This is a genomic window from Pristimantibacillus sp. Z349TD_6 (assembly GCF_056173205.1).
Window position 1 is genome coordinate 6121645 of the sequence record NZ_CM149662.1, and the last position, 13169, is coordinate 6134813.

At 42.5% G+C, this 13169-nt stretch carries 9 protein-coding genes; 1 reads left to right on the forward strand and 8 read right to left on the reverse strand.

The window, feature by feature from the left end; all coding sequences use genetic code 11:
- Positions 1-9: 9 nt before the first annotated feature.
- The 6 genes from AC0VYE_RS26700 to AC0VYE_RS26725 all read right to left on the reverse strand — a co-directional run bounded on the left by AC0VYE_RS26700 (position 10) and on the right by AC0VYE_RS26725 (position 8035).
- Positions 10-1788 carry a sensor histidine kinase gene (locus AC0VYE_RS26700; protein ID WP_076267458.1) on the reverse strand — a complete coding sequence of 593 codons (1779 nt, stop codon included), beginning with the start codon at positions 1786-1788 and terminating at the stop codon, positions 10-12.
- Positions 1785-3326 carry a response regulator gene (locus AC0VYE_RS26705; RefSeq protein WP_475443572.1) on the reverse strand — a complete coding sequence of 514 codons (1542 nt, stop codon included), beginning with the start codon at positions 3324-3326 and terminating at the stop codon, positions 1785-1787. Before AC0VYE_RS26705 ends, AC0VYE_RS26700 begins: the two co-directional genes overlap by 4 nt.
- A 127-nt stretch (positions 3327-3453) precedes the next feature.
- Positions 3454-5109: an extracellular solute-binding protein gene (locus AC0VYE_RS26710; protein WP_339204532.1), complete on the reverse strand. Its 1656-nt coding sequence runs from the start codon at positions 5107-5109 to the stop codon at positions 3454-3456.
- A gap of 77 nt (positions 5110-5186) precedes the next feature.
- Positions 5187-6083 (reverse strand): carbohydrate ABC transporter permease, encoded by an 897-nt coding sequence (locus AC0VYE_RS26715; RefSeq protein WP_076267455.1) that lies wholly within the window; start codon positions 6081-6083, stop codon positions 5187-5189.
- 34 nt (positions 6084-6117) lie between these two features.
- Positions 6118-7080 carry an ABC transporter permease gene (locus AC0VYE_RS26720; protein ID WP_076267454.1) on the reverse strand — a complete coding sequence of 321 codons (963 nt, stop codon included), beginning with the start codon at positions 7078-7080 and terminating at the stop codon, positions 6118-6120.
- 175 nt (positions 7081-7255) lie between these two features.
- Positions 7256-8035 (reverse strand): YheC/YheD family protein, encoded by a 780-nt coding sequence (locus AC0VYE_RS26725; RefSeq protein ID WP_475443576.1) that lies wholly within the window; start codon positions 8033-8035, stop codon positions 7256-7258.
- Positions 8036-8333: 298 nt separating this feature from the next.
- On the opposite strand from AC0VYE_RS26725, the gene AC0VYE_RS26730 reads away from it, so the two are divergent.
- On the forward strand, positions 8334-9635 hold the full coding sequence (locus tag AC0VYE_RS26730) for a glycosyltransferase family 39 protein (protein WP_475443578.1): 1302 nt from the start codon (positions 8334-8336) through the stop codon (positions 9633-9635).
- A 1506-nt stretch (positions 9636-11141) separates the two neighbouring features.
- On the opposite strand, the gene AC0VYE_RS26735 is transcribed toward AC0VYE_RS26730, so the two are convergent.
- Positions 11142-12020 carry a carbohydrate ABC transporter permease gene (locus AC0VYE_RS26735; RefSeq protein ID WP_076267451.1) on the reverse strand — a complete coding sequence of 293 codons (879 nt, stop codon included), beginning with the start codon at positions 12018-12020 and terminating at the stop codon, positions 11142-11144.
- Positions 12021-12102: 82 nt separating this feature from the next.
- The gene (locus tag AC0VYE_RS26740; protein WP_076267739.1) at positions 12103-12963 is read right to left on the reverse strand and encodes an ABC transporter permease; all 861 of its coding nucleotides are present in this window, start codon (positions 12961-12963) and stop codon (positions 12103-12105) included.
- Positions 12964-13169: the final 206 nt, after the last annotated feature.

Below are 13169 nucleotides of genomic sequence, written 5' to 3' on the forward strand. Positions count from 1 at the left end.
CGTCCTATTCTAAATAGGACGTTCTGGTTCTATATCTTTTTTTCTAGCTGGAATAGTGATCGAAATGGATGTGCCCATTCCTCTTTTGCTCACGATACGAACGCCGTATTCTGCTCCAAAATGAAGCTTGATCCGCTCGTCCACATTCCGAACCCCGTAGCCCACATTCACTCTCTCAATAGGATCGGACATTTGGCGTAAAATCTCAGGATTAATGCCAACGCCGTCATCAATGACTTGGAAGGTTATTAAATCTCCCTCCATCTTGCCTACGATTCGAATATTAATCTGTGCTCCATACCAAGCATGCTCAAGCGCATTTTCGATAAAAGGCTGCAAAATAAGCTTTACGGTCGTAAATCTTAAAATATCAGGATCAATGTCAAACCAGATTTGCATACCGTCCTCGAATTTCGTCTTCTGAATATTGATATAGGCATTAATCTGCTCCAGCTCATTCCGAATCGGAATAACGGTTCTACCTTCATTCAGAGATAGCCGGTAAAATTTCGCTAAATCAAGCACCATTCGCTGCAGCTTATCTACCTGTCCAAACTTAGCCAATCTACTGATCGAGGACAATGTGTTATATAAGAAATGCGGATTGATTTGCGCTTGCAGCGATTCCAACTCCGCTTCTTTTTTCTTCATGTTTGTCATATAGACTTCTTGAATTAATCCGTCAATATTATGACCCATATCGTTTAAAGCAAAGGAAATGCGCGTAAATTCATCCTTCCCTTTAAAATGAATCTTTTTCTTGAAATTCCCTTCTTGAAAGGCATCCAGCACACGAACGATCTTGATAACCTTACGGGAATAAAAGCGAGAAATATACAAGCCTGCAAGTGAAAATACAACAAAGCAAGCCAAGCAAATTAAGAAGGTCCAAAGCTTTACCTTGTCAGTAGCCTTCTCCATAATATCGGTTGGAACGAGTGCGAGCAGCTTCCAATTCAGCTGTGGTATCTTTTCCTCTACGGCCCAATAGTTCGCCATTTCCGCTTCACTCAGCGATTCACCAATATTAAAATGGGTATCACCGGAGGAGAACATAATTCTTCCATTCTCGTTGAGTGCAAATATTTTCGTTCCTTTACCGATTTTCTCAGAATCAACGCTCTCGAGCAGATCGGTAAGTCTCAGGCTAATACGAACGAAACCAATTTCCTCAAGCGTAATGGGATCATTCATATTAACAAGTCTTCTGAGCAAGGAAATATGCCCGAATTTTGTATCCCCTTCAACCTGCTTCCACTGCATGGTCTCGCCATACCGCTCCACGGGGTAATCTATATACCATGCCCTGTCCTTAATTCTAGAAATATGGTACAAATCAAATAAAGGCCCCTCCGCGTTCAGCGGATCGGTATTATTATAATTGTGATAAATTTCCGGCAATGTATTGTTATGTAGATAGACTGCAAGACGCATTTTGTTGCTTGCTGCCTCCACCGTTGTTTGCATTTTTGGAAGGAGCTGCTTCGTCGTGGCTTCGTAGCTAACCCAGCCTTCTTCATAATGACGCAAATAGGATGCAAGATTACTGTCAAAATAAAGCATGCCGGATATACGTGACACATCCTCCATTTTGTACATAATATTATCCTTCATCTGAGCCAGCGTACCAAGATTAATCTCGCGGGTTCGCTCTTGAATGGAGCTTGTAAAAATAACATTCGCTGCATAGCCAATTAGGATCACCGGCACCATGATAAACAAGCTGTAGGTGAGCATAATTTTGATCCCAAACGGAATATAACGGTGCTCCTTCTTATGTTTGGTCATTTTCGTCTAAACTCCAACGGCGTCATACCGTACATTTCTTTAAATTGCTTGCTGAAATATGGCAAGTGACGATAGCCTACCTGATCTGCTATCTCATAAATTTTCATATTTGTTGTTTTGAGCAGCTCACACGATTTCTCCATGCGCAGCTGAATAAAATATTCGCTGAAGTTTTTACCTGTCTCCTCTTTAAAAATAAGGCCAAGGTAGTTCGGCGATAATGAAAATTGCTCCGCCAAATCGCGCAATGTAATGTTATCATGTGTACGTTCTTTCATATAATCAATCATTTGTTTAATAAGCTTCCAATTTTTTTTGTGCTTGTTTGCCTGCAAAGTTTCGGATATTTCGTAAACCCTGCGTCTCAGCCACACATGAATATCGTTGATCGTCTCAAACTGCATAATAATATCGTAATTATTCAGCTCCATGCCAAGCAGCTGAAATACATTTTCATTCGTTCTTTGCAAATAATTATCAAGCTTCATTACGATATAAAGCGCATAGTTGCGCAGCGTAAACTTTGACTTTAAGTTTTTGGCAACCTGAAATAAGTCATCCAGCTCATCATGAATGCGAACGAGCTCATAACCCGACATCGCAACAAACAAGGCTTCCAGCTTCGCATCGAGATGCTTAACATCCTCTTTCTCTGCCGGCCTAACCTCGCCGTGGCCAATGACCTTTCCTTTGCCATAAAACATTTTCAAATCCAAAGCTTCAACGGCCTGACGATAAGAGGCCGGGAATTCGTTGATCGAATCACATAATTCACCTACGCCTGCGGTAATGGAGAAGGTATGCTGTTCGTTGACTCGATTAACGATCTTGAGTGGCAAAACATCTTTATCCGATTGCTCAATGAGAATCGCAACCCGGAATTTGCTAATTTTACAAATATGCGAAATGCCAAACTCCTTACAGATCGATACCACTTGTTGAATCTCATCCTGCTCTGCCCGCGTCTCATCGTTCAGTTTCCAAGACAAATCATCGACTTCAATTACGGCTACTAAGCCAGGATAGAGAAAACGATTCATCTCATATTCTTGACTCAATACCTCAATGGTTTTGTCATCGCTCGTTCCTTCAAGCAATTGCAGCATATATTCATTTTTTACGATCGGAACCATTTGTCCATATGTATTTTGCCGCTCTTGCTCATGGTCCAAAACATCTCGAACCTTAAGCAGGGAATCAATCAGCTCCTGATCATCCATCGGCTTTAAAACATAATTGACAGCATTAAGCGACAATGCCTGCTTAACATAGCTGAAATCCTGATATCCGCTTACGAAAATAATTTTAATATCCTTCGACATCTCGAGTGCGCGTCTAGCCAGCTCAAGCCCCGTCATATTAGGCATACGGACGTCAGTTACAAGAATATCTATTTTTTCCGTATCCAGCACCTTACAAGCATCAAATCCGTTCATCACACCCGCTACGATTTCCATACCGAGATCTGTCCAAGGAATAAAAGCACGCATACCTTCCAAATCTAGCTTTTCGTCGTCCGCCAGCAATACTTTATACATGATGTTATCAGCTCCAATTAGGCAAAGGCTTTACGTTCATCGAACATTTCATCGTTCTATTAAAACGAAAAAACTCGGGTACACTAAATATCTTAGTATACCCGTCGTTTTTACGAAAAGCTATGGCTTATTCAGCTTTCATTTTTGCAAGGTTAGCTTGCCATTTTTCTGTTTTGAATGCTAGCAATTTGTCATAACCAGCAGCTTGAGCGTCTTTTTCGCCTTTATCAAGAACAGCTAGTACTTCAGCATCATTTTTCGCGAACAATGCTTTTGCTCTAACTTCTAGGAACAAGTCCTCGATACGTTGACGGATGATACCTTCTTCTGTATCCGGTTGTGGATCGATGTTAATGAATTCTGTTGCATTGGATTGCGTTTTCCACGTAATTTCACGTTGGTAACGAGTAGACCAGTTTTGTTGCTCAACTGGCAACGACTCTTCAAATTTAGCTTTTGTAGTATCTAGGAATACTGTGTTACCAACCCAGTTAAGGTTCGTTGTAATCGCTTGAAGCTTACCAAGACCGCCTGCATCTGAAGTGTATTTTTCTGTGAACTTCGGAGTTTCGCCGTCAGCTTCTACGCCATCCCAATAGATTCCTGGAGGTCCCCACATCAAAGCGCTTTGTCCTTCTGGACCAGTCAACCAGTCATAGAAAGCGAAGATTGCTTCTGGGTTTTTAGCGCTTTTCGTAATAACCGTTACGTTCCAGCCTAACATACCATACGTACCAGGGAATACTTTGTTTTTGTCAACGCCTTCTTTGTGAATCGGCCAGATCATGAAATATCCAGCTTCCGGATCGTTTTTCGTAAGCTCAGCATGTGCTTGCATTGCAATTTCAGTCGGGCTTGCTGATGCAAATACTGCTACACGGCCAGTCATTACTTTTTCAGTAATTTGGTCAACGGTTTGCGTCATTGCATCTTGCGTAATCAATTTTTCACGGAACAGCTTGGAAGTGTACTGCATTGCTTCACGGTACTCAGGATCAAGGAAGATCGAAGTCAACTTGTCGCCGTTAGGCACAGCACGCATACCTGGGAACTTCTGATCGTTTTCTTTGAATGCAGAGTACAATACATCAAGGCCTTGTCCATCTTTTGCTAAATGCGGCTCGTAAGGAACAACATTCGGATATTTTTCTTTAACCAGCTTCAAGTAGCTGTACAGATCATCTGTTGTTTCAAGCTTAGGTGAACCAAGCTCTGTGTAAATCTTTTTGTTTACAACATAACCAGAGTTTCCGTTAGGTTGTTTTGTATACCAGTTAGGGAATTGATAAAGCTTGCCATCTTCTGAACGAAGCATGTTGATGCCTTCATCGCCCAACCATTTTTTCAAGTTCGGATATTTATCAAGATAGTCATCGAATGGAACAAGCAGATCCGCTGTGCGCAATTTCTCAACATCAACGCGCTCTAGCCAGATCGCATCAGGAAGCTCGCCAGTCGCAATCATCGTATTCAGCTTTTGTGGAGCCGCACCACCGGAGTGGATTGGTTTTACGTTTACTTTCTTTGTATCTCTAATCCAAGTACTCGTAATGTCGCCGCCCCATGCTGGCATAGTGTACCAGTCATAATGGCCATAAAGGGTGAAATCAAGCTGCTCCTTGCCAAGTTCATAAACCGATGCCGGCTTATTGCCGCTATTTTCCTCCGGCTTGCTTCCTGTTTCTCCGTTTTCTGTTTTACCGGAATTACCGCTACAGCCTGCCATTAAAGAAACGGCCATAAATGCAGAGACGATTGGGACGAGTAGTTTTCTTTTTTTCATCTGTTTATTATCCCCTTTCAAGCTCATTTTTATATGTTCAAAGCTTTCGCTCTAAACCACATGTCTTAAACTGCCTGCTACTCTTTCAATGATCCAACAAGAACACCTTTAACGAAATATTTCTGAACGAATGGATACACCATAATGATAGGAATCGTGGCAACCATCATCGTTGCCATAGACAACGATTTGCTCGTTACCGTTCTCATTTTGGCTAACTGCCCTTGCGCAGCAGAGTCTAGCTGTGACATTTGATCGGATACGATATTAGAGTTCAAAATCTGCTTAAGCATCGTTTGTATAGGAAGCAGCTTCTCATTGGTGATGTAAATACTTGGACCAAACCAATCATTCCAATGAAAAACAGCCGTGAAAAGCGACAACGTTGCAATAACGGGACCAGAGAGTGGAACAACAATGCGGAAGAAGATACCCCAGTTGCCGCTTCCATCGATTTTCGCCGATTCCTCAAGCCCTGCTGGCAAGCCTTGGAAGAATGTGCGGAAGATGATCATGTTCCAAACGCTGACTAGTGTTGGAATAATGAATACCCAGAATGTATTCATGAGGTGAAGCTCACGAATGAGCAAGAAAGAAGGAATAAGTCCACCACTGAAGTACATCGTAATGATACACAAGATCATGTAAAACTTGCGGCCCATCAATTCTTTCTTCGAGAGGCCATAGGCGAATAATGCCGTTATAAAAATGGATGCGATTGTACCGACAACTGTCCGACTGATCGAAACCAGAAACGCAGTTACCAATCGTTCATCCTTGAATACGATACCGTAGTTTTCCAAAGTCCAATCACGCGGCCAAAAGGTTACGCCCCCCATGGAGGTGTCTATTCCGCTGTTGAAGGATATGACAAGTGCATTCCAGAATGGATAAAAGGTCATAAAAGCTAATAACGTTAGTAAAATGTAGATGGTCACCGTCATCACGCGGTCTCCAAAACTGAGCCTGATCACTGCATCATCCGCCTTTCCGGGCTAATTGTATAGTTTACCACAAGCTGCTGCCGGCCCTGCGTGCCAGAAAGTTCGCCATTGTCAAAAGTCCTACGCTGATAACGGCTTTGAACAATCCAACCGCTGTTGCGTATGAGTATCTAGAGCTTTGTATCCCGACTCGATAAACGTACGTATCGATAACATCTGACACGTCCCTGAGTACAGGGTTTACAGCAAGCAATAGAATGTCTTCGAAACCTGCATTGAGTAGATTGCCAATCGCCAGAATCATGAAGATAAGGACAACCGGCATGATCGAAGGCAATGTGATCAAAAAGATTTGTTTGAACTTACTCGCGCCATCCATAGATGCTGCTTCATACATGCTAGGATCAATACTTGCTATTGCTGCTAGATATACGATGGAGCCAAATCCAATTTCCTTCCAAACCCCAGTCGAAACGAGGATGGACCAGAATAGTTCTGGAAGTGATAGGAAGTTGATCGGTTCATCGATAAAGTTCATTTTCTCAAGTACGATGTTAATGCTTCCATTGTCCGTAGACAGCATCGACATAATCAGTCCCGCAACGATTACCCATGACATAAAGTGAGGCAGGTAACTTACCGTTTGAACCAGCCGCTTAAACATTAAGTTTTTCACTTCGTTAAGCATAAGCGCCAGCAAAATCGGTGCCGGGAATCCAATGAAAAATTTCAACAAGCTGATAATAACCGTATTTCGCATGACCTTGAAAAACTCCGGGGAGCTGAAGAACATGTCAAAATGTTTTAATCCAACCCATTCGCTTGCCATAAAACCTTTGAAGATGCTGTAGTCTTGAAATGCCATCAATATACCGTACATTGGGATGTAACTAAACACGATGATTAGTAACAATGCCGGCAATACCATCATTTGAATGTCCCATTGTTTTGCGAAACGCAGAAACGCATTTTTAGTTTTAGGTTTTGGTTTTTTTAATAGTTCTTCATTAACGGATAGTTGCGCCACTACTCAATCCCCCTTGCTCTAGTTGTTCTACTAGTATTCTATCGCGATCATAAACGCACTAATAGCTATCTGAACAACTAAAAATGATACTTTTCAATCATTGGAGTAAGCGCAATCATTAATAAGTATAAAAAAGCAGATCGAGAAATCGTCTCGATCTGCTTTACATTTTTTTTCATTTTGCATCGCGCCTTCCGTAGCTGGCAGCAAAATGTTTCATTTTTTTATAGGCCGAAGGATCAAGCTTTTTAAGGGGATGAAATTGCGGATGATTGGAATTCACCTCAAGAACCCATAACTGCTGCTTCTGATCATATGCAAAGTCGATGCCAAGCTCGTGCATACCCGATCGTTTTTTGCTTAATGTCCGTGATATTCGCAAGGCCACCTTGCTTAGTCTGCTGATCCGCTTATCCGTTGCTTCAATAGAAAGTCCTTGCCTTTTTCCGAGTTTTTTCATCGAATAGATTGCTCCGCCTTGATAATAGTTCGTTACGATTTTATGGCGAGCTCCTACCTTTACCATTAAACCCGTACAAACCCACTTGCCTTCCGGCTTCCGCTGAACCATCGCTCGAATATCGTAGGGACATCCATCCACGCGATCTAATGATATTCCTTTTTGAATAATAAGCTTACTCGATTTCATTTTTTTTATTTGCGAATAAGCTTCGGAAACGGAATTATAAAATTTTTGTATTTGTTTTTTCTTAACGATTGAATAAAGCTCATAACCTGAATTCACCCGTTTCAGCTTAAATATGCCCAAACCGAGTGAGCCAATATCTGGCTTGACATAAACGGTGTCATGACGGTTTAGCATCATCTGCAAGTGCTCACGGCTGAATGATACCGTATTCGGTACATACCGCTTCAATTTTTTATTCGCACATAAGTATTTGCAGACCCGCAGTTTTCCTCTTATATTGCGACTTGCATACTTTTTCTTATACACAAAAGTTCACCTCAGCTTACTTTATGACAGGCTGAACAAGTGCAACTGTACGAACGTTTATAGACAGCAAATATACTAATCCATTTTTCTTCCAACCGATTGGAACATTTTTCATATGATACACGTTATAATGGAGTTATTATAAGTGAAAGGTGAGCAGCAGAATAAAAACTAGGACTGATAGAAATCGTTGTAGCTTGAAAGAACTCGTTTAACCCAAATAGACCCATTAGACACAAAGCTTAAGGTCACACTATTATTTATAAGAGTTATAAATCATGAAAAGCGGGGCAATGAAATGAAAATTTTTCAAAAAGTAGACAATGAAGCACTTTTATACCGTATTATTTTAGCAGCTGTTGTTGTGTTTTTCATTGCAATAGGAACATTCATCACGTTTCAGCAAGGCAGCGATATGTATTTAGGCAATTTCGAAGAATATAATAACGATGATGTAAAATATATACGAAGTGCCGAGACATTGCTTAATGAAGGTACATTTACTTATCACAAAGTAGAAGATTCGACCGTATTTATTATGCCTGCCCTTACGATGGTGTTGGCATTTTGTATGAAGATATTTGGATATTGGCAAGGTATTACTGCATTCCGCATTCTTCAAGTTTTAATGATGGCAGGTACGATGATTCTTCTTTATCAAGTTTGTCGACGATTTTTTCATGAACGAATCGGTGTAATAGCAATCATGCTGTTCGCGCTATATGCACCTAACTATATGGCAGCAAATTTGATTTTAACGGAAGCCTTTGGGCAGTTGTTTTTATGGCTGTTTATTTATACCGGAATTATAGCTGTAGATAAAAAGAAATTGAGTTGGTTCGCCATTGCAGCAGTATGTTTAAGTATCGGGATATATGCAAGGCCAAACTTTGCACTCCTTCCGGTCGTATTTTTAATCTACATGCTAGTTAGAGGATATAAAATAAAAGAGATTATTAAACCAGCTATTGTTGTATCTGCTGTAATATTAATTTGCATTTCCCCTTGGTGGATAAGAAATGCTGTCGTATTTGATAAATTTATTCCGCTCACGCTCTCGTCCGGCAATCCATCTGTATTAGGAGCTATGATCGATTGGAGATATCCTGCTGGTGCAGAAGAGAAATTCAGTGAGGACTTTAAGCGGTTAGGCGAGGCAAAGGATGCTATCGAATCCAATGAAATTCAAGCTGAGCTTGCCAAAAAAATTAGAAATTATGGATTTGAAACGGATCGCAATCGTTATATTAAACATTACACCGTTGATCGGGTAGTCGATATGGTCAAAGTACCTTATTATTGGAAGCCCGTACTTCATATTTCGAAACCCATCGTGGGCGTATATCACTACGTGCTGCTATTGCTCGGAGTAATTGGATTGATCATGACCGTTATTTTTAAAAGCAAACGCAAAGAACTATCCATATTGATAATAACCATTTTATATTTCATTTTTACTTCGCTGCCATTTATTACGTTTGAACGATACGGTTACTTCATTATGGCGTTTATCACGATATATGCAGCCTATCTCATTCATGAGCTAGTTGAAGCTGTGCGTTCGAAGAAGAGAAGTTCTTTGAGACAATCAAATCATTAGAGGGAGGAACCAAACCTTTAGAGGCTTCTACCGGACCTTCAAAGGCTTTTCCAAACCTTATAGGATTACTACCAGACCTTCAAAAGCGTTTCGAACCCTTTAATGATTACTTCAAAGGCGTTTCGAACCCTCCCAAACCCTCCCTTCCAAGGGAGGGCCCCAAGGGCTGCGCCCTCTGGACACCCGCAATTGGACTAACGCTAAAGCTAACCATGCCCTCGTTTGCTACGTTTGTGTTGGAACGCTTTCGTCCCTTTGGGACACGCTTTACTTTGGGTGCATAACCCGCTGATTACTTGTTAACCCAACTTCAAAGGCGTTTCGAACCCACCCAAACCCTCCCTTCCAAGGGAGGGCCCCAAGGACTGCGCCCTCTGGACACCCGCAATTGGACTAACGTTAAAGCTAACCATGTGCTCTTTTGCTGCGTTTGCGTTGGAACGCTTTCGTCCCTATGGGACACGCTTTACTTTGGGTGCATAATCCGCTGATTACTTAAATACAATAACCAAACCTTCAAAGGCGTTTCGAACCCACCTAAACCCTCCCTTCCAAAGGAGGGCCCCAAGGGCTGCGCCCTCTGGACACCCGCAATTGGACTAACGTTAAAGCTAACCATGCACTCTTTTGCTGCGTTTGCGTTGGAACGCTTTCGTCCCTTTGGGACACGCTTTACTTTGGGTGCATAACCCGCTGATTACTTAAATACAATAACCAAACCTTCAAAGGCATTTCGAACCCACCCAAACCCTCCCTTCCAAGGGAGGGCCTCAAGGGCTGCGCCCTCTGGACACCCGCAATTGGACTAACGTCAGAGCTAGCCATGCGCTCGTTTGCTGCGTTTGCGTTGGAACGCTTTCGTCCCTTTGGGACACGCTTTACTTTGGGTGCATAACCCGCTGATTACTTAAATACAATAACCAAACCTTCAAAGGCGTTTCGAACCCACCCAAACCCTCCCTTCCAAGGGAGGGCCCCAAGGGCTGCGCCCTCTGGACACCCGCAATTGGACTAATGTTAAAGCTAACCATGCGCTCGTTTGCTGCGTTTGCGTTGGAACGCTTTCGTCCCTTTGGGACACGCTTTACTTTGGGTGCATAACCCGCTGATTACTTCTATAAGGAACTGTATGATGCTTATTTTGCTGAAAACTACTTTGTTAAAGTTCTAACGAATCCTAGGGACGTTATCTCATGTTATTTGGGGTGATATGTGCTACTTTTCCCGAAATAACGATTCTGGGGTTCGTTAGATTATTAATCCAGGACGAAACGTTTGAATAAGAGCTGCTGGGTTCGTTAGAGTTGGCAATTGCGTCGCTCTGCTTAAACTTCATCCATAAAACCCAGAAATACAGTGATAAAACCCAGAAATACAGTGATAAAACCCAGAAATACAGTGATAAAACCCAGAAATACAGAGGGGCTGTTCCTAGCGTAGATAAATCTACGTTTGGAACAGCCCCTGTTTTTTGGTGGGATGTGAGTGTGTGTTGTGTTTACTCGATTACTCTTTGACCGAACCCATTACCAGACCTTTGACAAAAAACTTTTGGAGGAATGGATATACGATAAGTATCGGGAGAGCGCCGATGAAAATTTGCGCTGATTTTACTGTTTTTTGTGAGATTAGCGCTAAATCAGCTGGGTTCATGCTCATCGAGCTCATATCGCGCTGGATGATAACCGTTTGAAGGAATGTGGCCAGCGGATAACGCTTTGGATCTCCGATATAAAGCAGACCGTCAAACCATGAATTCCAATGAAAGACCATGCTGAACAAAGCGAGCGTTGCAATGGCCGGTAAAGAAACGGGTAGATAGATGCTGAACAATGTACGGAAATGTCCTGCTCCATCAATAAGCGCTGCTTCCTCCAGCTCCTTGGGTACTCCGCGGAAAAAGTTGAGCATAAGGATCGTTAAGAAGACATTAACCGCTCCTGGAAGCACGAGCACCCAAAAGTTGTCCATAAGGCCAATCTTTTGAATGACCATATAAAACGGGACAAGTCCCCCGTTGAAGAGCATCGTGAATACGAACAGCCAAGCATAAATATTTCTGCCGCGGAATGCGGTGTTTTCTTTGGATAGCGGATAAGCTGCCAAGAAGGCTAACAACAAAGTCAACAGCGTACCGATTACCGTCCTCTGAACGGCGATCCACATCGAGTTTAGAAAGATCGGATTGCTTGTCGTTTTTCGGTAAGCATCCAACGTGAAATCTACCGGCCATAGACCGACGATATTGGCATCCGCTGCCGCCTTTGCACTTAGCGATACGGCAAGCACATGCAGCAGCGGAATCACACATAGCAGGGCAAGAACGATCAATAGGATCGTATTGAACGTGTTGAAAACGCGATAGGATGGTGATTTATGATACATTCGGCAGGTCCTCCTTTGGCTAGCGTAAACGGCCGTCGCGTCCTCAGACGGCTAACTCGTTTCGCGATCTTGCTTATATTTTTTAAAAAATTCTGTAATTGGCTAGTTTGTAAGCAAGGCGATAAGAGATAACGACTAAGACAAAGCTGATCACCGATTTAAACAATCCGATTGCCGTACCAAAGCCCATTTCGCCGCTTAAAATAGCTGTGCGGTATACAAACGTATCAATAATATCGCCCTTCGCGTAAACCAATGAATTATAAAGGTTGAAAATTTGATCGAAGCCCGCATTCAGCACGTTTCCGAGCGCCAGTGTACCGACTACAATCGCAATGGGAATCATCGACGGAACCGTAATATGAAGCGTTTGCTTCCAGCGGCTTGCGCCATCCACCTCTGCCGCCTCATAAAGCGATGGGTTAACGTTGGCAAGCGCTGCAAGGAATACGACGGTACCGAATCCAAACTCTTTCCATACATCAGAGAGGATAACGGTGAAGCGGAACCAATCGCCATCACCTAGGAAGAAGATCGGCTCGATTCCGAATATTCCTGTTAGGAGACGGTTCACCAGCCCGCCTTCCGTCGATAGAAGATCTGTAAGAATGCCGCCCAAGATAACCCAAGATAAAAAATGCGGCAAATAGACTAGCGTCTGTACAAAACGTTTAACAAGCTGTTTTCTAATTTCATTTAAAAGAATAGCGAATACGAATGGAGCAAAAAGATTCAGTACCATTTTGAAAATGGCGATGATTAGCGTGTTCCAGATTACCTGCAGGCTGTCTTGCCTCTCGAACAAATAGCGGAACTGATCCAGTCCAACCCATTCCGAGCCTGTCAGGCCTAGCCATGGTTTATAATCCTGAAAAGCCATTACAAGTCCACCCATTGGCAAGTATGCGAAGATGATTAGAAAGACGAGGGATGGAAGCACCATAAGATGGAATGGCCATTGCTTTATGAGGTAATAAAACAGCGGTTTTCCTTTTGATTTGACAACAGATACCGAAATGTCATCTTGTTGAATTGTTTGCTGCTGAGACATGTTTTGTTCCTCCCGCTGGATGAGATGCAGAACGCAATCAGCCTGTCACGGCACGTATGCATTGCGTTCCTTATATAAAAATTATATCAGCGACGGAA